The organism is Variovorax sp. V116 (assembly GCF_041154435.1).
GTDB classification, from domain to species: domain Bacteria; phylum Pseudomonadota; class Gammaproteobacteria; order Burkholderiales; family Burkholderiaceae_C; genus Variovorax; species Variovorax paradoxus.
Map to the genome: position 1 here is coordinate 1174621 of NZ_AP028662.1, position 21680 is coordinate 1196300.

18 protein-coding genes and 3 pseudogenes are annotated in these 21680 nt (G+C 64.1%); 2 read left to right on the forward strand and 19 right to left on the reverse strand.

From position 1 onward, the window contains the following. Positions 1–216: 216 nt before the first annotated feature. From ACAM58_RS31590 to ACAM58_RS31615, 6 genes are all read right to left on the reverse strand, one after another. Complete coding sequence (locus ACAM58_RS31590) at positions 217–1365, reverse strand: acyl-CoA dehydrogenase family protein (RefSeq protein ID WP_307596894.1); 1149 nt, start codon at positions 1363–1365, stop codon at positions 217–219. A 25-nt stretch (positions 1366–1390) separates the two neighbouring features. Next, positions 1391–2935 (reverse strand): class I adenylate-forming enzyme family protein, encoded by a 1545-nt coding sequence (locus tag ACAM58_RS31595; protein WP_369664696.1) that lies wholly within the window; start codon positions 2933–2935, stop codon positions 1391–1393. Between the two features lie 9 nt (positions 2936–2944). Continuing rightward, positions 2945–3376, reverse strand: a complete 432-nt coding sequence (locus tag ACAM58_RS31600; RefSeq protein ID WP_307596896.1) for a Zn-ribbon domain-containing OB-fold protein — start codon at positions 3374–3376, stop codon at positions 2945–2947. Between the two features lies 1 nt (position 3377). Then, positions 3378–4544: a thiolase family protein gene (locus ACAM58_RS31605; RefSeq protein WP_307596897.1), complete on the reverse strand. Its 1167-nt coding sequence runs from the start codon at positions 4542–4544 to the stop codon at positions 3378–3380. A 12-nt stretch (positions 4545–4556) separates the two neighbouring features. Next, the gene (locus ACAM58_RS31610; protein WP_307596898.1) at positions 4557–5345 is read right to left on the reverse strand and encodes an enoyl-CoA hydratase/isomerase family protein; all 789 of its coding nucleotides are present in this window, start codon (positions 5343–5345) and stop codon (positions 4557–4559) included. Between the two features lie 273 nt (positions 5346–5618). Then, positions 5619–6299, reverse strand: a complete 681-nt coding sequence (locus ACAM58_RS31615; RefSeq protein WP_307596974.1) for a nitroreductase — start codon at positions 6297–6299, stop codon at positions 5619–5621. Between the two features lie 429 nt (positions 6300–6728). Here ACAM58_RS31615 and panD point away from each other — a divergent pair, with 429 nt between their 5' ends. Continuing rightward, a complete protein-coding gene (gene panD, locus ACAM58_RS31620) occupies positions 6729–7109 on the forward strand; it encodes an aspartate 1-decarboxylase (RefSeq protein ID WP_369664697.1) in 381 nt (126 codons plus the stop codon). 1389 nt (positions 7110–8498) lie between these two features. Here panD and ACAM58_RS31625 read toward each other — a convergent pair. The 11 genes and pseudogenes from ACAM58_RS31625 to ACAM58_RS31675 form a co-directional block, all read right to left on the reverse strand. Beyond that, a pseudogene (locus ACAM58_RS31625) lies at positions 8499–8734 on the reverse strand (branched-chain amino acid ABC transporter permease); the annotation flags it as partial. Next, positions 8735–8839 (reverse strand): annotated as a pseudogene (locus ACAM58_RS31630) (hypothetical protein); the annotation flags it as partial. Between the two features lie 51 nt (positions 8840–8890). Then, positions 8891–10447, reverse strand: a complete 1557-nt coding sequence (locus ACAM58_RS31635) for a class I adenylate-forming enzyme family protein (RefSeq protein ID WP_369664698.1) — start codon at positions 10445–10447, stop codon at positions 8891–8893. Between the two features lie 59 nt (positions 10448–10506). Continuing rightward, the gene (locus ACAM58_RS31640; RefSeq protein WP_307596903.1) at positions 10507–11265 is read right to left on the reverse strand and encodes an SDR family NAD(P)-dependent oxidoreductase; all 759 of its coding nucleotides are present in this window, start codon (positions 11263–11265) and stop codon (positions 10507–10509) included. Further along, complete coding sequence (locus tag ACAM58_RS31645) at positions 11262–13676, reverse strand: xanthine dehydrogenase family protein molybdopterin-binding subunit (protein ID WP_369664699.1); 2415 nt, start codon at positions 13674–13676, stop codon at positions 11262–11264. The genes ACAM58_RS31640 and ACAM58_RS31645 overlap by 4 nt, the downstream gene beginning before the upstream one ends. Further along, a complete protein-coding gene (locus ACAM58_RS31650) occupies positions 13669–14430 on the reverse strand; it encodes an N-acyl homoserine lactonase family protein (protein ID WP_369664700.1) in 762 nt (253 codons plus the stop codon). Before ACAM58_RS31650 ends, ACAM58_RS31645 begins: the two co-directional genes overlap by 8 nt. After that, positions 14427–14966 carry a (2Fe-2S)-binding protein gene (locus tag ACAM58_RS31655; protein WP_369664701.1) on the reverse strand — a complete coding sequence of 180 codons (540 nt, stop codon included), beginning with the start codon at positions 14964–14966 and terminating at the stop codon, positions 14427–14429. Before ACAM58_RS31655 ends, ACAM58_RS31650 begins: the two co-directional genes overlap by 4 nt. Continuing rightward, on the reverse strand, positions 14963–15838 hold the full coding sequence (locus tag ACAM58_RS31660; RefSeq protein ID WP_369664702.1) for a xanthine dehydrogenase family protein subunit M: 876 nt from the start codon (positions 15836–15838) through the stop codon (positions 14963–14965). Before ACAM58_RS31660 ends, ACAM58_RS31655 begins: the two co-directional genes overlap by 4 nt. A 15-nt stretch (positions 15839–15853) precedes the next feature. Then, positions 15854–17341 (reverse strand): enoyl-CoA hydratase-related protein, encoded by a 1488-nt coding sequence (locus tag ACAM58_RS31665; protein ID WP_307596907.1) that lies wholly within the window; start codon positions 17339–17341, stop codon positions 15854–15856. A gap of 36 nt (positions 17342–17377) precedes the next feature. After that, on the reverse strand, positions 17378–17761 hold the full coding sequence (locus ACAM58_RS31670) for an acyl-CoA thioesterase (protein WP_369664703.1): 384 nt from the start codon (positions 17759–17761) through the stop codon (positions 17378–17380). A 50-nt stretch (positions 17762–17811) separates the two neighbouring features. After that, complete coding sequence (locus ACAM58_RS31675) at positions 17812–18963, reverse strand: iron-containing alcohol dehydrogenase (RefSeq protein ID WP_369664704.1); 1152 nt, start codon at positions 18961–18963, stop codon at positions 17812–17814. A 142-nt stretch (positions 18964–19105) separates the two neighbouring features. Here ACAM58_RS31675 and ACAM58_RS31680 point away from each other — a divergent pair, with 142 nt between their 5' ends. Next, complete coding sequence (locus ACAM58_RS31680) at positions 19106–20125, forward strand: winged helix-turn-helix transcriptional regulator (protein ID WP_369664705.1); 1020 nt, start codon at positions 19106–19108, stop codon at positions 20123–20125. Between the two features lie 50 nt (positions 20126–20175). Here ACAM58_RS31680 and ACAM58_RS31685 read toward each other — a convergent pair whose 3' ends face one another. Together ACAM58_RS31685 and ACAM58_RS31690 are read right to left on the reverse strand one after the other, a co-directional pair. Then, a complete protein-coding gene (locus ACAM58_RS31685; protein WP_369664706.1) occupies positions 20176–21396 on the reverse strand; it encodes an ABC transporter substrate-binding protein in 1221 nt (406 codons plus the stop codon). Positions 21397–21535: 139 nt separating this feature from the next. Then, a pseudogene (locus ACAM58_RS31690) lies at positions 21536–21664 on the reverse strand (ABC transporter ATP-binding protein); the annotation flags it as partial. Between the last annotated feature and the right edge of the window lie 16 nt (positions 21665–21680).

Consider the following 21680-nt stretch of genomic DNA (forward strand, 5'->3'; position numbering starts at 1 on the left):
GTGTGCAGAGCACCGCAGCGGCCGCGGCAAATAACGATGCTATGCGCAAAGTCTGCGATGAAGCAACTTGCCTCTACTACGTCAGCACTGGCCACCTCATGCGGCCTCACCTTTTAGGTTGGCGCGTGCACGCCGACGAGGCGGCAGCCGGAATGTCTCCACATCCTGCTGGCGGAGAGAGGGGGCGAGAGTGAGCAGAGCACTCCCCTCGCCGGCTTACAGCAGTGAACGCGCGATGATCTCTTTCATGATCTCGTTCGACCCGCCGTAGATCGGACCAACCCGCACGTTCGTGTACATGCGGGCGATCGGATACTCCATCATGAAACCATTGCCGCCGTGCATTTGCAGGCAACGGTCCACCACTTCCACGCACTTCTGCGTGGCCCACAACTTGGCCATTGCGGCGCCGGCATTGTCAAGGTCTCCGCTGAGTGCCTGTACCACGCAATTGTCGACGTACGCCCGTGCGACCGTGGCTTCGGTCTGGCACTCGGCCAGCTTGAAGCGAGTATTTTGGAGTTCAGACAGGTTCTTGCCGAACACGCGCCGCGAAAGGACGTAGTCCCTCGTGAGCGCCACCGCCCGTTCCATCTGCGCCACCGCATTCATCGCGATGTAGAGACGCTCCACGGGAAGCTGGGCCATGAGTTGCGAGAAGCCGATTCCTTCGGTCGGGCCAAGCAGGTTCTCGACGGGAACCCGACACCCGTCAAAGAACAGCTCCGCGGTGTCCGATCCCTTGTTACCCATCTTCTCCAGTACGCGGCCGCGACGGAAACCCTCCAGTCCGTCGGTCTCGGCGACGACGATCGAAATTCCCTTCGCGCCCTGGCCCGGGTCGGTCTTGACCACGACGCAGACCAGATTGGCGTGATAGCCATTCGTGATGAACGTCTTGGCACCATCAATCACATACGCGTCGCCATCGCGACGGGCACGGGTCTTGATCGATTGCAGGTCGGACCCCGCATCGGGCTCGGACATGGCAATGGCACCTACATACTCGCCGCTCGCCATCTTGGGCAGCCAGCGCAGCTTCTGCTCCTCGGTTCCGTAGTGCAAGAGATAGTGCGCCACGATGCCGCTGTGGACCGTATTGCTGAAGCTCCCGATGATGCTGCGCGCCTGTTCGCTGAACACCACGATGTCGTGGGCCAGCGTTCCACCGCCTCCGCCGTATTCCTCCGGGATGCTCGCGCACAGAAGCCCCATGGCGCCGGCCTTGTTCCAGGCATCGCGGTCCATCAGCAGATCCTTGGCCCAGCGCTCCTCGTTGGGCACGAACTCGGCTTCGAAGAAGCGATGAGCAGCATCCCGCAGCATTTCGAGCTCAGGGGTCATCCAGGGAGATACGTAAGACATGTGTATGGAATGCGTGGGGCCGCTTTCAGGCGGCGGTGGTTTCGGAGCGATACAGTTCGCGCAACTGGGTCTTCAACACTTTTCCAGTGCTGTTGCGAGGCAGCGCCGCAACGAAGAAGACGTACTTGGGCTTCTTGTAGCTCGCAATGCGTTCCCTGCAATGGTCGATGACGCCCTGCGCGTCCAGATGAGCGCCGTCATCCAGTTCCACGTAGGCGGCAACGGCTTCGCCGAACAAATGATCGGGAACGCCGATCACTGCGGCGTCACGAACCGCCGGATGGGCCTGGATGGCCTGCTCAACTTCTTTCGAATAGATGTTGTAGCCACCGGAGAGCACCATGTCCTTCTTGCGGTCCATCAGGTACAGGTAGCCGCCCTCGTCGAACCGCCCCATGTCGCCCGTGGCCACCCATCCGTTGCGCAAGGTCTTGGCTGTGTCTTCCGGACGGTGGAAGTATTCGCGCATCGTCGAGAAGCAACCCGGCTCCCCGCTTCTTACCCAGATCTCTCCGACTTGGCCCACCGCGACTTGCTCTCCGCTGTCGCCAACCAGTTTGACATCCACTCCGGGCCACACGCGCCCGACCGAGTCAGGGTGAGTGAATTGCTCATCGCTGTTGAGCCAGGCAATGGCGCCCGCCTCGGTCATGGCATAGAACGAGTAGAAGCGTACTTGCGGCAGCGCATCGCAAAGCCGGCGCTTCACGTCCAGGGGAAACGCCTCACCGGTCACCAGGGCAACGCGCAATGACGCGAAATCCTCGGGTCGCGCCTCCACCTCCTGGAGCATCATCCGCCCGACGGTCGGTACCATCCCGAAGACCGTGATGCGTTCCTCCCGAACCAGCCGGGTTGCTTCCGATACATCGAAGCGTGGCATTACCACGAGGGTGCTGCCATGCAGGATCATGTTCATCAGGCGCGCCATGCCGGTACGGTGCGCCAACGGCGTGGTGCACAGGTGCCGGTCATTCGACGTCAGATGCCAATGCCAGCCATTCAGGTATCCATTGACGAACAGGTAGTTGGACTGGGTGAGCACCACGCCCTTCGCGCGGCCCGTTGTCCCCGAGGTGTAGCCCACCATGCAGGCATCGGCATCGAAAGGGATGTCGAGCGGTGCCCGCGGCTCGCCGGCGTCCAACAGCTCATCCTGCCGCAAGTCTGCTTCGCAACCCGGATCGCACGCGATGGAGAGGATGCGCGCCCCTGCCTCGACAGCACGGGTGAAATTGGCCCGCGTGGCTTCGCCGATGAAGGCCGCTTGAGGTGCGCAATCGGAGAGGATGTGCGCGACCTCCGGCACGGAAAGCGGAAGATTCACCGGCACGGCGATGCCGCCCGCCTTGATCACTGCGATGAACGCTCGCACGAAAGCGACGCTATTGGGCAGGTAGATCGCGACTCGCTGCCCAGGCGTCACGTTCGCCTGATCACGCAATGCTTGGGCCAGCCGGGTGGTCTGGTTGTCCAACTCCGCGAAGCTCAGTCGCTCCTTGCCGCAGACCACGGCATCCTTGCCACCCATGGTTGCGGCATGCGAGGCGAGGAATGAAGCGAACTTCATGATTCGCCTTCAGACCGGTTCAAAGGCCGGATAGTTGAACTTTTCGGACAGGCGCTCAAACATCAGCTTGACGGGCATGCCGATCTTGACGTCTTCGGCCTTGACGTTGAAGAGGTTCGCAAGGATGCGCACGCCTTCCTCCAGTTCCACATAGGCGCAGGTGTAGGGGACACGGTCTTCGTGCCCCGGCCATGCCGCCACGCTGACCGTATACGAGTACACCGTTCCGCGGCCCGAAGCCTGGCGCCATTCAATGTTGCGCTTGCCGCTGTGCACGCTGCCCGCGCGAGGAAACCACTGGTACTTGCCGCTGTCCTTGCAGTACTGCAACAGCAGCTTTCCCTCGTTCGCCGCCTCCCAGAACGGGGCGGTCTTCGTGTAGATGTCCGGCCGCGGCAGCGGGCGCACGGGCTTCTTGGGTTCTGTCTTGATTTCGCTCATGTCATTGCTCCAGGATCATCACGTTGGAACAGCTCCAGTTCCTGCCAAAGGGAATCGAGCCGATGCCGGTCACCATGGCGTTGCGCGGATCGCTCACTTGGCGTTCGCCTGCCTCGCCGAACATCTGCCGCACGGCCTCTACCAGGTTCACGCCGCCGCCCGCCAAGCCGGGCTGCCCGGCAGAGATCTGCCCGCCGCCGGTGTTGAGCGGCAATCTGCCCTTGTGACTGAAGTCGGTGTTGAGAATGAAGTCGGATCCTTCACCCTTGCCGCAGAACCCGATCTGTTCGAGCTGCAGCAGAATGGCGATCAGGAAATCGTCGTAGGGATGGAACATCCGGATGTCTTGGGGCGTCAGGCCCGCCTGGGCGAGCGCGCGCGGGCCAGCGACCGTGAAGCCGCTTTCGGTGATGTCGGCCAGCAGGTCATCCACCTTGTAGTTGGTCACCTCGCCGTATCCCACGGGGTAGACCGCTTTCTTGATGCCGAGGCGCTTCGCGTTCTCCGTGGAGGTGACGAGCACGCCATTCGCGCCGTCACACACCATCACGCTGTCCAGTACGCGCAAGGGCGTGGAGACGAACTTTGAATCGAGGTACTCTTTCTCAGTCAACGGCGCCTTAAGCTTCGCCGTGGCGTTGGGATTCATCAGCGCGTGGTTGCGCTGGGTAACTGCGAGTTTGGCTAGGGCTTCGTATTTCAGCCCGTACTGGTGCTCGTAGCGATGCATCAGCATGCCGAACACGCCCGTGGGACCGCGCAAGCCTACCGGATACTGAAACTCCCAGCGCGGCCCGCCCTGCTCGGTGGCAGGATAGCTGGACTGCGCGTCGGAAGCGACCACAAGCACGGTGCTGCACAGGCCATCGCGGATGGCTGACGCCGCGCGCACGATGCCGGCCACCGTCGATGCCCCGCCCATGCCATTGACTTGCGTCCAGCTCGTCTGCAGGCCCAGGTGCTCACCCAGGAAAACAGCCCAAAATGGGTTGCTGGTCTCGCTCATCGTTTCGGATACGCAGATTCCGTCGATCTCGGACTTGGCAATGCCGGTCTGGTTCAGAATCTGCTCGAGCACTTCACTCGCCAGGTCGTAGGAACTGCGGCCTCCGCGAAGCACAATGGGCGTCTCGCCGTAGCCGACGATCGCGACGTCTTTCTTTGTCATGTATGTTCTCCTTCAGCGGCCAATGAAGTTGGCGGGGCGCCTGTCCTTGAACGCGGCCAGGCCCTCTTCCTTGTCGGTCGAGAATGCCAGGGCGAAAAAGGAGTCAGCTTCGATGTTCATGCCTTCCGACAGCGTGGCATCGAAACCCCGCTCGACGGCCTGTTTGCTGAACATCACGGACAGCGGTGCCTGGGCTGCAATGGACTTGGCGAGTTCACGCGCCTTGTCGATGGCCTTGCCCTTTTCCGCAACGTGGTTGACGATGCGAAGGCCCAGCGCTTCCTGTGCGGAGAGGCGGCGCCCCGTCCACATCAGCTCTTTGGCCAACGGCTTGCCCACCAGGCGCGGCAGCGTTTGCGTTCCAGCACCACCGGGCATCAGGCCCAGTTTGGCTTCCGGAAGACCGAACTGTGCGCCCTCTGCAGCAACGACGATGTCGCACAGGAGCGCCAGCTCGAAACCCCCACCCAGCGCGAACCCCTCGACGACTGCGATGACTGGTTTGGTGACTTCCGGCAGCGCACGGAACATCTGATTTACCTTGCGATTGCGCTTGCGGCGACGCCAGAGTTCGTAGACCTCGTCGGGGTTCAGCTTCTGCTCGCTCGTGTCCACGCCGGTGCAGAAGGCCTTCTCGAGACCCTTGATCAGGATTGCGCGGCAGCTGCGGTCGGCCTCCGCCAGCTCGATCTGCTCCAGGATTTCGACAGCGGTCTGCTCGCGGATGGCATTGAGCTTGTCGGGACGGTTGATGGTGATCTCGAGCCATTGCTCGTTGCGCTCGACGATGATGTCCTGCATGGGATTCCTTTCGGGTTCAGTTGCACTTGAAGCGTCGGCCGCACTTTAAGTCTCAATCGCACGAACGTGCGATGAGAAAGAATCGCGCGGCGTGAGTTTTCTTGATGGGGTGAATCGTCGATCGCCGCGATACAGCCGTCCAATACAAACTCGTGAAACCTGCGATCAGGTCACGGCATGAGCTCTCGGTGCGCCAGCAGCCGGTCGGCACCCGAACGGGCGCTCCGTCGTCGACATGCGCAGCTTCGCGGCAAGCTCAAGATGCCGGCAAGTTCACGCCGGCGGCGGAACCCAGGCCGCAAAGTCCTCGAAGGCGAGACGCGGCGATTCGATCGCATTGACAGGCGCTGCGGGGTCCTCGTAGCCGATCGCCATTCCGCAGAACAACAGCCATTCGGGCGGCGCGGACACGAAGGCGCGTACCGTTCGGTGGTAGAGCGACCAAGCCTCCTGTGAACAGCTGTGCAGGCCCCGCTCACGCAACAGGAGCATCACGGTCTGCAGATACATGCCAAGGTCGGCCCACTGCGGCGGGCCCATCCGCCTGTCCACGAAGCAGAGCAAGGCGGCAGGTGCACCGAAGAAATCGAAGTTGCGCGCGAACTGTCCACGTCGGCCGGGCGCATCGTCCCGCGCCACCCCGATGGATGCGTACAGGCGCTCGCCGATGTCGAAACGGCTGGTGCGGTAAGGCTCGCCAAGCCCCTTCGGATAGACCTCGTACTCGAACGGAACTTCGGCTTCCGGCGTTTCACGCACGCGCAACCGCATCACTGCCTTGAAGGCGCACATCGCCTCGCCGGAAAGGAGGCGCAATCGCCAGGGCTGCAGGTTTCCGCCCGAAGGGGCTCTGGCCGCCAAGGTCAGCACCTCTTCGAGGAGCGACCGCGGCACATCCTGGTCGAGGAAAGCGCGAACGCTCTTGCGCGAGCGGACGGCCTGCGCTACGGACAAAACGGAGGATTGATGCATGCGAATTCGTTTGCTCATTTTCACGGGACCAGCCGACTTCGTTCCGAGCGACTCGCGTTCGCACGGAAAGTCAGGACGCTTCGAAGTCAAATCGTCAAGACTCGTCCGAGAGGCGCTCGACATCGACGAAGTGGATGACGCAAGGGGTTATGCCGATTTCCTGCCCCGCATTGATGCGTTGGCCGGACTGTAAGTGTCGACAGCACGAACGCGCGACAAGAAAGACTCATGGAGCATGAGATTTCTTGACGCGCCCAAGGATCCCGGCATTGCCGCCTGCTGTTCCAATGAGGATTTCTTGCTCGCGGACATGCCCGGATCAAGATGCTCTGCATGGCTCGCCGACCGACAAGCGATGACATGCAGGCGTGCCTCGCTGCCTCACTCAAATTCACCTTTGAAGGACGACGAATGTTGCGTACCCTTTTGAATTCCAAGATCCACCGGGTCACGGTTACACACTGCGAATTGCACTATGAAGGATCCTGTGCAATCGACGAGAACCTTCTGGAAGCCGCAGGCGTTGTCGAGAACGAGCAGATCCACGTCTGGAACATCGACAACGGCGAACGCTTCGTCACGTACGCGATAAAGGGCCAGCGAGGCTCCGGAATGATCTCGGTGAACGGCTCTGCCGCGCGACGGGCAGCAGTCGGCGACCTGATCATCATCGCCGCGTTCGCGCAAGTCAGTGAAACAGAAGTGCCAGCGCACAAGCCGCGACTGGTATTCGTGGACGAAGCGAACCGCCAGGTTGGCGAGCGGCAGTTCGTTCCCGTCCAGCAGCAATGACCACGGACGAGCCATGAGCGCGGTACGCTCAACATCCATACGACGGGCGAGGGGACAGGGCTGCTATATGGGCCAGGGCGAGCACGTCACCAAGCACCAATGCCAAGTCCTGGGCGTGGAACCGCCGCCCTCGTCGTTTCACCCGCCTGGAGAAGCCGCTACCAACGAGTCAGCTGCCGCTGCTCGTGCGGCCTCTCCGACCATGCTGGACGAGCACCGAGGGCCGGCACACGTAGGGACATACACGGTGATGTTCGACAGAGCTGAGAGCATGAGAGAGGAATCGTCGTTGCTCGCACGGAGTCGCCCGAGCGACTGTTTGTTGGTGTGCTGCGCGACCACGCGGATGTTTTGACAGAGCTTCTGCGTACTGATTCCGAGCCAATTGATCGCCACGGATTCGTCGTCCGCGATGCGGGCGGTGCGCTTCGCTGGTCCTTTTGAGCGCCCACTGCTGAACTCAACTCCAAGTCCACAGCATGGACACGTTGCTTCTTGAGACTCGCGACGGCGTGGCAACGCTGACGCTAAACCGTCCAGCCCATAAAAATGCGCTGGGCCCCGCGATGCGCGCCGACCTGATCGCCACGATGGGCACAATCCGCCGCAGGACGGGGTGCGCGTGCTCGTTATCGCCGGGGCAGGCAATGACTTCTGGTCCGGCGGCGACATCCGCACGATGGGGCCTGATGTGCCGGCCGCCGCTACCGCCGACTCCACGCGAGCCTGCATTCAAGCCACGCACGAATGGCACGGGCCTATGTCGAAACGGCAGCACTTCGATACAGGACATCGTAAACGCAGTACGACGGATTGCAACTTTGCGTTGACGCTGAAGAAACCTTCCGCGAATAGCCGAGACGGCGTATTGACACAGCGTGCGCTCGCCAGTCACTCTTAACTGCCTGAAAATGAGCGATCGCTTTTCGAGACTCCAAGATAACGACGAACCAACGGCGTCACATAAGAAGCGATCACATGCGACGAAATCTCGCAAAGACCATGTGCGCACATCACCTTCATGCGAGACAGCCACGCCGAGAAGTTCACCGCCGCGATTTCTTTGCTCATCTTCTCGAGATCGATAGTTTGGCAGAGCGTCCGAATCTCTTCCCGATCCAATCCGATCCGCATCAACTCATCTCTCAAGGATGGAAGGTCCCCTTCGATGACTCGGCCAATCGCAGCGGCGAACGGGTTCCCGAGTGATCCGACGCCCCCGTCGATGCTTCCAGATGTCAAGTTCGTCATGAGATTCTCCGGAAGGCGTCCATGGCAGTAAGTTTGAAGCAAACCGGCAAAGCAGTGAACCGGTGGCGACCCTAGCCACTGGCGTTGGCGCCACGGCCTGCAAAACGGTTCAACACCGATGCAGCGACCTCTCCGCCACAGGAAAATCGCACCCACCACCGGGCCGAGGAGTGTCCCCACCCCACCGGGCAGCGTCATCAGGATCGCTTCTCCTGACACATGCCAATGAATGTCGCCCAAGATCGCGACCTGGAAGACCAATGCCTTCGTCGAGCCAGCCAGCCCCGAGATTGCGGCGGACAGTACGAAGGCCAGCATCTTGTATCGATTGACTTGGTATCCCAAGGAATCGCACGCGCTTCGTTCTCCCGGACGGTGGCTGGATCCGTCACCGCGATGGTCTCGCCGTTGTCTGCTTGGGCCCATGCGCCGCCCACGAAAGTTTGCTGACGCCAGAGGAAAGCGTCTTTGGGTTTCAAGGTCGCCATGTCTTGCTCGGCGTTCTGTGTGAAGTCAGGCCGCGGGGCCGCTCAGCCCGAAGCGGCGGATGCGAGGGCGTCCCGAAGCTTGAAGCGCATGATCTTTCCGGAGCCGGTCCGCGGAATGGTCTGCACGAATTCGATTGTCTGTGGCACCTTGTAGGCGGACAGCAGTTGGGCGCAGTGCGCGCGGATCGCCTCGGCGTCCACCACCTGTCCGTCCCTGAGGACGACGCAGGCCACGGGAACCTCGCCCAGGTGCGGATGGGAAATGCCGACCGCCGCGCAGTCGAGCACCGCCGGGTGCGACAGGACTGCGTCTTCCACCTCCGCGGGCGCGATGTTCTGCCCGCCGCGAATGATCAATTCCTTGAGGCGGCCGGTAATGGTGATGAATCCGTTGGCATCGCTCTTCGCCAGGTCGCCCGTGTGGTACCAGCCGTTGGCCAACACCTCCTCCGTTTCCTTGGGCTTGTTGAGATAGCCCTGCATGACGTTGGGGCCACGGACAATCAATTGGCCCTCCGACCCGAAAGGGACATCGTGTCCTTCCATGTCGACGATGCGTGCAGCCAGGCCGGACAGCGGCAAGCCGCAGGACCCCATCGTTCGCGTGGCGCCCGGCCAATTCAGCGTGACCATGGTGGACGTCTCGGTGATGCCATAGCCGTCCAGCAGCGGCGTGCCGAAGAATGCCTCGAACTCTTGGTTCAATGCCGCGGGCAAGATCGCGCCAGCCGACAGGAAATATCGAATTCCCTTGACGCGGTCCGCGCCGCTGGACCGAGCAGCTTCCAGCAGATAGTGGAACATCGTCGGCACGCCAGGCATGAGCGAGTAGCGCCCGCTCGCCAGACGCTTCGTGACCTCCTGCGTCGAGAACTTCTCCATCAGGAACTCGGTTGCGCCGACCGCCAGTACGCCGAGGACGCAAAGGTTCAGGGCGTAGGAGTGAAACAGGGGAAGCGGCGAGAGCACCACATCGTTCTCATGGAGACCGGCGATAGGTGCCCACGAGGCCGCCACCACCCACAGCATGCTGTGCTGTGAAAGCATCACGCCCTTGGCACGACCCGTCGTCCCCGAGGTGTAGACGAGGAAGGCCGTCGCATGGACGTCTTCAGGATCGCGCGGGTTCGATCGCGCAGCGCTCTGCGCGAGCAGCGCCAGCGACAACTGGTCGGTCGGGTCGTCGCTTCCGGCGACGATGACCCGCGTCAGCGCGGGCAGTTCGCGGCGCAGCCGCTCGATCAGCGGCAGATGGCTGACACCGACGATGATGGCCTTGCAGCCGGCGTCCTCGAGCCGGTAGCGCACCTCCGCCTCCGCGGCCTCTTGGCTGATGGGCACACTCACCGCGCCCGCTCGCGCGATGGCTACGCAGGACAGCACCCAGTCGACCGAGTTGGGCAGCATGATGGCCACCTTATCGCCGGCTTCGATGCCCCGATCCTGCAGATGGGCGGCGACCGCGGCGCTCTGCGATTCAAGCTGCCCGTAGGTCAGCGAGGCGCCAGAGGAATCCTCGAACGCCAGCTTGCCGGGTTGCCGCTCGCCGTGCCGGCGAACCAATGCGCCCATGGGCGCAATCAGATCTGTACGAATCATCGCTGTCTCCTGCCTCCTGCCTCGGTCGCTGCTCGCTTTCAATCCGCGGGCTGCGCGCCTCAGACCATGCTGAAGCCGCCGCTCACGCTGACGACCTGCCCGGTGATCCACCCGCCTTGCTCGGAGGCCAGCAGCACGGCCAGCGGCGCCACGTCCTGGGGCTGGCCCAGGCGGCGCAGGGGATAGAGCTTGGTCAGCTTGTCGCGGTTGGCGGCGATGAACGCGGGATCGTGCGCCGTCTCGATCAGGCCGAGGGCCAGCGTGTTCGCGGTGAGGCCGGCGCGGGTCTCGCGCGCCACGGACTTCATCAGGGCGATGTTGCCGGCGCGTGCGGCGGCCGCGATCGCCAGGCCCGACTCGCCCACACGGGAAGAGTCGCCCACGATCGTGATGATTCTCCCGGCGCCGTTCTGCGCCTCTAGATGCAGCAAGGCGGCATGGGTGCAATTGAGTGTGCCGTAGAGACAGACGTCGATCTGGCGCTTCCATTCCTCCGGCGTCGAGTCGCCGAAGCGCTTGCGGATCACCAAGCCGGCGTTGTTCACGAGGATGTTGAGGCCGCCGAACTCCTGCACCGTCTGGGACACCATGGCCCTGACCGCGTCGATGTTGGAAATGTCGCACCCAATCGCCAGCGCCTTGCCGCCGCATTCGCGAATCTCGGCGACCACCGACTCGGCCCCCGCTTTGGAAGCGTGGTAGTTCACCACCACGGCGGCGCCCTCCGCCGCCAATCCGATTGCGATTTCCCGACCGACGTCACGTGCGCCGCCGGTGACGAGCGCGACCTTGCCTTCAAGACCCAGGTTCATGTTCATTCCTTCTTCGATGTTGCGAGCGCATCGGCATGGATCAGCCGGTAGATCCGCTCAGGGGTGATGGGAAGTTCGACGATGTCGACGCCCAAGTGTGAAAGTGCATCCGCGACAGCATTGGCGATTGCGGCGGGCGAGCCGATGGTTCCGCCCTCACCCATGCCGCGGAAGCCGCCGAGGGTGTTCGGAGCGACGGCGGGCAGGTGAATCAGTTCCAGGTTGGGGATCTCGGGCGCCGACGGCACGAGGTAGTCCACCAAGCTGGCGGTGAGCAGTTGCCCGTCGCCGTCGTAGACTACTTCTTCCAGCAGCGCCGCACCGACGCCCTGGGCCAGCGCGCCGCGCGTCTGGCCGGTCACTATCATCGGGTTGATGACGCGACCGCAGTCCTCGGCGATCACGTAGCGCTGGATGTGGACGGCGTAGGTCTCGGGATCGATCTCGACCTGCGCGACATGCGTCGCCGAGCTCGTCGTGCCGGTCACGGGGTCATACATGCGCGTGACGCACAGCTCCTCGCGCGCCTCGGGCGGCAGGCGGCCCATCTGTGAGTAGAGCGCGCGCGCCAGTTCCTTGAAGGTCAGCGACGAATCCGAGAGGCGGATGCGGATGACGCCCTCCGCGATCTCCAGGTCCTGCGGCGCGGCGTTGAGCAGATGACCTGCCACGCGCAGCATCCGCTCCCGCAGTTCCCGCGCGGCGAGGATGCCAGCGCCGCTGCTGATGACCGCGGTGCGGCTCGCATAGCTGCCGGTCCCGTGGGGCACGGCGGCGCTGTTGCCCGTCACAACCCGCAGGTCCTCGATGCGCGCGCCTAACTCGTCGGCCAGGACCTGAGCCAGTGTGGTCTCGTGACCCTGCCCGTGCGAAGAACATCCGAAGGCCGCGGTGACCGCCCCCGTGGAATCGAGTTGGATGACGCAGGTGTCCGTGCCGGTGTTGATCGGCATGCCAGGCGAGGCGGCAATCCGCGAGCCGATGCCCGACAACTCGGCATAGCAGGCCACGCCGATGCCGACCCAACGCCCTTCGGCCCGGGCCCTAGCCTGCTGCGCGCGTGCCTGCGCATAGCCGAAGCGATCGACGGCCGCCTCCAGGCCCTCCATAAAGGCGGATTGGTCCCACACGATGCCGACAACCGTCCGGTACGGGAACTCCTCGGGCTTCACGAGGTTGCGCCGGCGCATCTCGACGGGGTCCAGGCCCGCCTTCGCGGCGGCCATGTCCATGAGCCGCTCCATCACGAAGGTCGACGTGGGCCGCCCGACGCCCCGGTAAGGCCCGCTCGTGGACTTGGGCGTCGTGACGCCGCGCACGTGACCCGCATAGCACGGCACCCGGTAGGGCCCGGGCAGGAAGCTGATCACCTGCACCGGCTCGATGCCGGCCGTCCACGGATAGATGGAATAGGCCCCGACGTCGCCGATCACCTCCGCGCGCAGGCCGCAAATGTGGCCCTCCTCGTCGAAGGCGAGTTCCGCGGCAACCCGTTCGTCGAAGGCTTGGCTGGTCGACAGCAGATCCTCGAGCCGGTCGCCGGTCCACTTCACGGCCCGCCCGACCTGCCGCGCGAGCGCGCTGACCAGCATCTCTTCCTGGTAGAGCGAGGTCTTGCCGCCGAAGCCGCCGCCGACGTCCGGCGCGATCACCGTCAGTCGGTTGCCCGGCATGTCGAGCAGGTCCGCCAGCGCGTCGCGGATGATGCCGGGCACCTGGCTGGAGGTATAGAGCGTCAGCGCGTCGCGCCCCCGATCGTACTCGGCCAGGTAGCTACGCGGCTCCATCGCCATCGAGGTCTTGCGGTGGAAGCGGAAGCGGGCCGACACGCGCATCGGCGCATCGCGGAACGCCGCATCCACCTCGCCCTTGGCGAAGGTGCGCTCCACCAGCACGTTGCTCACCAAGCCAGCATGGAGCAACGGCGCGCCGGGCTTGCAGGCCTCCTCGGGGTCGGTGCAGGCCGGCAGGGGCTCGTAGTCGACCTCGATTGCGTCACGCGCATCCTCGGCGAGGTAGCGGCTATCGGCCAGCACGGCCACTATCGGTTCGCCGACGAAGCGCACCACCTCGTTGGCAAGGGCATGGATGGGCGTGGGTTGGTAGCCGGCCATCCGCGACGTAGCCAGTGCCGGCTTGACGCCTCCGGCAATGTCGCGCCAGACATAGATGCCACGTACTCCCGGCATGGTCCGCGCCGCCTCGGCGCGCACGGCCACGATGCGGGCGTGCGGCTGGTCGCTGCGCAGCAGCGCCAAGTGCAGCGCATGGGCATGCGGCAGGTCGTCGACATAGCGCCCGGCGCCGGTGAGCAGGCGGGCGTCCTCGACGCGTCGCACGGGCTTGCCGACGAGCTTGTCACCAGCCTGCGGGCTCAGCCTCGTCTCTGCGTGGTCCGGGCTGGCCAGATCACTCATAGAACTTCGCCCCCTTGCGCAATTCATCCCACTGCTGCGCATCGTGGCCGAATAGGACCGTCGCGCCCGCGGCTTGGATCTTCCTGATCTCCTGCAGCGACTGGGTGGCCGCGTCCGGGTTCCAGGTGTTGCGCGGCATGATCTCCTGGTCGAGGTTCGCGCGCAGCGCGACCGCGTCGGCGGTCAACAGGAAGCTTCCGTCACGGTCCAGCCCGACCATGGCGCCGAGCGTGCCCGGCGTATGCCCAGGCAGCGGCAGCAGCACCAAGCGCCCATCCCCGAACAGGTCGCGCTGCGCCTCGATGGCGTCGGTGGGCATTGGGTGCTGCCAGTCTGCCGGGATGTAGCCGCGCTGCACCGCATCCGCGCCCTGCGCCGCCTCCAGTTCCTTCGCGTGGCAGATAACGGTGGCGCTGCGGAAGAACTCGTTGCAGCCGCAGTGGTCTGAATGGAAGTGGGAGTTGACGACCACATCCACGTCGTCGGGGGTAATGCCCAGTTCCGCCAACCCAGAAATCACGTTCTCGTGGGGCGCACCGATCGGCACCATGGCCTTGGCCATCGTGCCCCAGCGCGATGCGGCATCCTCGACGGTGCTGGGGTGGCAGCCCGTGTCAAACAGGACGTTGCCCTGCGCATGGCGCAGCAGAACGCAGGACACCGGCAGGTCGATGGTTTCGGCGCGATCGGCGCCAGGAAGGTAGACGCTCTTGCGCATGCGCAGGCGGCCGCCGTTCAGTATGTGCATCTTCATGGGGTTGTCTCTTCGGTGCCCGGTGCGCCATCGGCGGCTGCAGTGCGCAGGGCGTTTCTTGCGGTCACGCAGACCTTGACGGCTTCGACGATGCCCTGGTAGCCGGTGCAGCGACAGAGATTTCCAGACAGCGCGTCACGAATCTCTTGCTCGGTGTCGAGCGCGCACTTCTGCAGGGCGTCCGCGCAGGTGGCCAGCATTCCCGGCGTGCAGAAACCGCACTGCAAGCCGTGGTGTTCGCGAAAGGCCTCCTGCAGCGGGCTCAGCGCGTCGATGCAGCCCATGCTCTCGACAGTGCGGATCTCGGTGCCGTTTGCCCGCACAGCCAGCATCAGGCAAGAGCGCACGCTATCGCCGTCGACCATGACGGTGCAGGCGCCGCACACGCCGTGCTCGCAGCCCACGTGGGTGCCCGTCAGGCCGAGCCGCTGACGCAGGAAGTCGGACAGCAGCATGCGCGGTTCGACCTCATGCTCTTCCACCTTGCCGTTGACGAGCATCCAGACCGGATGCAGCTTCACGCCACGTTCGTTCATGCCAACCTTCCCTCGGTGCGGCTCCGGGCCTTCTGGATACAGCGCCTGGCCAGCACCGACGCCAAGTGGCGGCGGAATGCCGGCGACGCATGCAGGTCCTCGCTCGGCTCCAGGCCGCTGCAGGCGGCTTGCACGGCACGCTCCACCACGTCGTCGCCCAGGTCGCTTCCCTTGAGCACGTCTTCGGCCTCGTGACAACGCAGCGGCGTGTCCCCCACGCCCATCATTGCCATGCGCGCGTCGCGCACCTTGCCCTCGAACACGTCGAGCAGCACGCCGGCCGCGGCCAAAGCGAAGTCGCCCGTGCGCCGCGAGAATTCCTCGAAGCCCCAGCCGTTGTGGCGCATGCCAGGCAGCTCGATGCGTACCACCAGTTCGTCCTCGTCCAACACCGTGGACAAAGGGCCGATGAAGAAATCGTGCGCCGACACGGTTCGCTCGCCGCGGGCCGAACTGATCGCGATTTGTGCGTCCAGCAACCTGACGAGCATCGGCAGCTCTGCCGCGGGATCGGCGTGCGACAGGCTGCCGCCGATGGTTCCGCGATTGCGGATCGCCAAGTGCGCCACATGCCGCATCGTCTCCGGGATCACCGGGAAGCGAGCCGCCACCAGCGCGGAGGTCTCCAACTCGCGATGCCGGGTCAGCGCGCCGATTGACAGACCGCCATCCTTGCGCTGGCGCACGTAGTCCAGTTCCAGCAATCGGCTGACGTCGACGATCAGGGCCGGCCGCACCACGCGGAAGTTCAGCATGGGGCCCAGGCTTTGGCCACCGGCCATCACCTTCGCCTCGCCCTTGTTGGCGGCGAGCACCTCGACGGCCTCGGCCACCGAGTCGGGACAACAATAATCAAAGGGAGCGGGCTTCATGTCGATGGCTGCATCTCAGCGGCCCTGGAACCGGGGTGCGCGCTTTTCCGCGAAGGCGGCCCGGCCTTCGCGGTAGTCCTCGCTACCAGCGGCCGCCTCGATCTGGCGCTCGGCATGCGCGAGGTCCAACGCCCCGGTGCCCATGGCCATACCGTTGAGCAGCGCCTTGGCGCCGGCGATGCTCAGCGGCGCGTTGCCGGCAAGCGACCTGGCGAAGTCGCGTGCGGCCGCCATCGGGTCGACGGGCGCCAAGGGGGGGGGAGCTTCAGCGCCGCGCAGCCGTTGCCACCAACTGGTGGTCTTTGCGCTGCTGCCACTCACCTGGTCCACGAACCCGTTGAGCAATGCTTCGTCGGCGCTGAAGCGCTGCGCGCCGAAGAGGATTTTCTTGGCCATGGGCAGGCCGACCAGGGACAGGAGCTTTCGCGTACCGCGCACCCCGTAGACGATCGAGAGCCGCGCCGCAGGAATGCCGAAGATCGCGCCCCCGGATGCGTAGCGGAAGTCGCATGACATGGCTAGGTGCGCGCCGCCCCCCAGGCAATAGCCGCGCAGCACCGCGATGGTCGGCTTGCCTATGTTGGCGATGGCGTCGCAGCAGGCGTCCACGGCTACTTCGTAGGCAGTGGCCTGAGCTGCGTCGCCACGCACCTTCTCGAACTCGGGAATGTCTGCACCCGAACAGAAATCATCGCCGGCGCCCGTGAGGATGATCGCGCGCACCTTCGGGTTGCGCGCCAGCGACCCCATGATAGCGGGGAAGGCCTTCCACATGCCATAGGTCATGGCATTGCGACTGCCCGGGCGGTTCAGGGTGACCACTGCGATCTCGTCCGAGATCCAGACCTTCACCTGCTCCGAGGTCAGCACGTCCATGACGGCATCGTTGTGTGCCTCGGTCGACGCGTTGGCCGGCGCTTGGCTGGCCACCGGTGCCGGCGCGGCAACCTGCGCCGGACGTGGCTCGGTGGCCACCTGTCCCCCCGACGCAGTGAGCGGCGCTGCAAGGTCTAGCATGTCCAGGCCACTGCGGGCGGACGCATGAGATTCATCGCCTTTCCGGCTATCGACCTGTTTCGCGAAGAGGCCGAAGAACTCGTCGGCCGACTTCCTGGCGGCCGCATCGATCATTCGCGAGCCCAGTTGCGCGAGTTTGCCGCCCACGTTGGCCTTCACGGTGTATCGCAGCAGCGTCAGTTGCGGCTCGAGCGCCTCCAGAGACACGATGATGTCGGCCTTCGCGAAGCCGGCCGCTCCACCAGACCCCTCGCCCGTCAAGGTGTAGCTGCGCGGCGCCTGGATGTCGGACAGCGTCAGCTTGCCGGCAAACCGCGCCTTGATCGGCCCTACCTTGCTCACCACCGTCGCGCTGAACGCGTTGTCGGCAGTGCGCTCCAGCGCTTCGCACCCGGGAATGCTCGTCTGCAGGACCAAGGGATCGTTCAACGCATCCCAGACAGTCTCACGCGAGGCCTCGATTCGCGCTTCGCCAAACATCTCCATGTGATTACCTCATAACTAGCAAATAGTTCAGGTGGCTCAGGCCGCGATGGCCTGAAGGACCGCGCGGACCTCGTCCGGAATGGGAACCGGTCGACTGGTTGCGCGATCGACATAGACGTGAATGAACTGGCCGACTGCCGATGCTTGGTCCTCTTTGTTACGGAACAACGCGATCTCGTACCGAACGCTGCTGCGGCCCAGCTGCGCGACCTTCATGCCTACGTGGACATCGTCGGGAAAGCCGATCGATGAAAAGAAGGTGCACTGCGTTTCGATGACCAGTCCCACGATCTCGCTCTTCGCGACGTCGAGCACGCCGTTGGCAATGAGGTGGCGGTTAACGGCGCTGTCGAAGAACGCGTAGTACACGACGTTGTTCATGTGGCCGTAGGAATCGTTGTCGCCCCAGCGCGTGGGCATGCAGGAGAAGCTTCGATAGGCCTCCCGTAGCGTCCGGGATCTCTTCTCGCTCAAAGGACCTCCAAATAAAGGGCCGCGGCGTCGCTCTCGGTGAGTTCGCGCGGATTGTTGACGAGAAGCCGCGTCTGCTTCATCGCATCCGACGCCAGCGCGCCGATGTGCTCTGACTTGATGCCGACCTCGCGCAGTGTGACGGGCAAGCCGACGGAAGGTGCCAGACCGCCGACATAGTCGACGAAGGCTTCGGCCTTCCGCGCTTCGCTTCCCTGGAAGCCGGGCCGGACGATCTCGAGAAGTTCGGCGTACTCCTTTTGCGCGGCCGGCAGGTTGAATCTGGCCACCGCTGGCAAGACCAGCGCATTCGACAAGCCGTGCGGCACATGGAACTGCGCGCCGATCGGATAGGCCAGCGCATGCACGCCCGCCACCGGGGCATTGGCAAAGGCAATGCCCGCCAGGCACGCGCCGAGAAGCATGTCTTCTCTGCCATGCAAGTCGTCGCCTGCCTCGCAGGCTTTGTGCAGCGAGCGGGAGAGCAACCGCAGCGCCTCCTTGGCCAGGCAGTCGGAGATCGGGTTCTTCAACTGTTTGCTTGTGTACGCCTCGATGGCGTGGACCATAGCGTCGATGCCCGTGGCCGCCGTCACGTGCGAGGGCAGGCCCAGCGTCAATTCCGCATCGAGCAGCGCCAGGTCAGGCAGCAGCACAGGCGAGAGGACGCCTTTCTTCCCACCTTCCGCGGTGGTCACGATCGAGATGGGCGTCACTTCGGAGCCGGTACCGGCAGTCGTCGGCACCAGGATCAGCCGCAGCCGCGGCCCCTTGGCCTGGCCCACACCGTAGACCCCGGAAAGAATCTCGCCGCTGGACGCCAGGAGTGCGGCGAGCTTGGCCACATCCATCGAACTGCCACCACCGAATCCGATGACGCAATCGGCCTTGGCCGACCTGGCCGCGGCTGCTGCTGCCTGAATCACCGCCTCCGGCGGATCGGCCTGCACATCTGAGAAAAGCGCAACCAGGATGCCCGCCTTCTCGAATCCGTTCAGTGTCGGCTGGAGGATGCCCGAGCGCAGCAACCCTGCGTCGGTGATGATCAGGACAGACCGGCCACCCATGGCCGCAACCTTGTCGGCAAGCCGGGCCGCGCCGCCGCGGGAGACGCTGAGCGTCTTGCATGTGGAGAACTCGAAATCCTGCATGGTGCTGTAGCCTTCAACTTCCTTGCATTATTAGACTTACCAGGCGATCGAGCAAGCGCAATTTGCCAATGCAGTCTTCTGAGTGACGCAGGTAGACTGCTCATGCCCTCTTTCCACACGCTGGACGCTCCACGCCGTTTTCATGGCTACCTCGACCTCACTCAAACCCACCAAGCGCCCTGCCCCTCGTGCACGACGAGCGCCGTCGCGCGCCGGCGCCGCGCCCAAGGAACGCAATTGCTCGGTCGGCCGCACCATCGATGTCATCGGCGATGGCTGGAGCTTCATGGTTCTGCGCGAGTGCTATTTCGGGGTGAAGCGCTTCGAGCAGTTCAAGGAGATCCTCGGGCTGCCGCGTACCACCCTCTCCGACCGGCTTCGCAAGCTCACGGCCATGGGCCTGTTGCGGCAGGTCCAATACACCGACAAGCCCCCGCGCTTCGAGTACCACCTTACGCGGATCGGCATCGATCTGTATCCGGTCATGCTGGCGTTGATGAGTTTTGGCGACAAGTGGCTCGGCGGGCGCAAAAAGAAGCCACTTCAACTCATACACCGCACGTGCGAGCGGCCCTGCAGCGCGATCGTCATCTGCTCGGAATGTCGCGGCGAGATCCTTGCCAGCCGGGTCAGCTACCGCGACGGGCCGGGCGCCGGCATGAGCGCCATCCCGGTGGAACGCAAGAGCCGCCGCTCGGCCGACCCCACCGCGCTCGAGCGCCGGCGTCCCAGTTCGGTGGCGCGCGCACTCCAGATAATCGGCGACCGCTGGAGCTTCATGATCATTCGTGAGGCCTTCTTCCGCATCCGCCGCTTCGACGATCTTCAAACCCGTCTGGGTATCGCGCCGAACATCCTCACCGATCGGCTCGGTCGCCTGGTGACCGACGGCGTGTTCCGTCGCGTCCAGTATCAGGCCGGCCCTGACCGCTACGAATATCGGTTCACGGAGAAGGGCCGGGACCTCTTCGGGTCGATGATCGCGATGCTCCGCTGGGGCGACCGATGGCTGTCCGGCGGCACTCCCCCCCTTATCCTCACGCACACGGACTGCGGCAAGGACTTCGAGCCCACGGTCGCTTGCGATCAATGCCGCGAAGCGATCAATGCCCACAGCATGCGCTATGCAATGAACTACCAGGACCCAAAGCCTGGCGCATGAACCGGCTGGGTCCTGTTCGCCCGATGCACCAGCGGCATCGGGCGGGCGGATCACTTTTTGACGAGCGGGCAGGCGCTTTCCGCCAGCGGACGAAACGCCGTGTCGGCCGGAATCGTCGCCACCAGCTTGTAGTAGTCCCACGCGTACTTCGATTCGGCCGGCGTCTTCACCTGGTAGACGTACATGTCGTGCACCATGCGGCCGTCCTCCCGGATGCGTCCGTTGGTGGCGAAGAAGTCGTTGATCGGCGTCTCTTTCATCTTCGCCATCACGGCGCCCGCCTCGTCGGTGCCGGCGGCCTGGATCGCCTTCAGGTAATGGATGGTTGACGAGTAGTCGCCCGCATCACCCATGTTCGGCATGCGCTTCATGCGCTCGAAGAAGCGCTTGGCAAAGGCGCGGGTCTTGTCGTCGCGGTCCCAGTAGAAGGCGGTCGTCAGGAGCATGCCCTGCGCAGTATTCAGGCCCAGCGCGTTCACGTCGGTGATCCACACCAGAAGGCCGGCCACCGTCTGGCCGCCGATGCCCAGTCCGAATTCGTGGGCCGACTTCACGGCGTTGACGAAGGTCGTGCCCGACCCGGCGATGGCCACCACCTTGGCCTTCGAGTCCTGCGCGCGCAGCAGGAAGGACGAGTGGTCGCTGGTCTCGACCGGATAGCGCACGCTGCCGACCACCTTGCCATTGCGGCCCTTCACCAGCGCGGAGGCATCCGCCTCCAGCGCATGGCCGAAGGCATAGTCTGCGGTCAGGAAGTACCAGGAGTCGGCGCCCTTGTCCATCAGCGCGCGCGCGGTGCCGTTGGCCAGTGCATAGGTGTCGTAGGCGTAGTGAATGCTGTTGGGCGTGCATGAATTGCCTGTCAGCCGCGAGGAGCCCGAGCCATTGACAATCGCAATACGATTGCGCTCCTTCGCGATGTTGGCCACGCCCAGCGCAATCGCTGAGTTGATCAGGTTGCCGACCATATCGACCTTCTGCGTGTCGAACCATTCGCGGGCCTTCGAAAGGGCCACATCGGGCTTGTTCAGGTGGTCCGCGGAAATGACTTCGACCGGCTTGCCCAGGACCTTGCCGCCGAAGTCCTCCACGGCCATCTGGATCGCCGTGACGGACCCCTTGCCGCCTTCATGGGAGAACTGGCCCGACATGTCGGTCAGGACGCCGATACGCACGAGCTCGTCGGAAATCTTGCCTTGCGCATGCGCACAGGAAAGGAGCATCCCGCCGAACGCGGCCAGGCTGCACGCCAGGAGTTTGGAAGCTTTCATGTCGACCTCAGGGTTTGCGATTGGGGGCCCGTTGAAGAGCCTTGTACGTCCATCTATGCAACCAACTATGCTAGTCCAGTTATGCAAGTAACAATCGGGGGTTTCCCGATGTGCAAAGGCGCTGCGCCAGGGGCCGCGCTCAGGCGAGCGCCGTGCCCAGACAGACGTTGACGATGGACGGATCGCGCGCCAGCTCGGCCGCCGGGCCCTGGAGCACGAACTCCCCCGTCTCGATCACATAGCCGTGGTCCGAGATGGCGAGCGCCGCCATACACGCCAAGAGG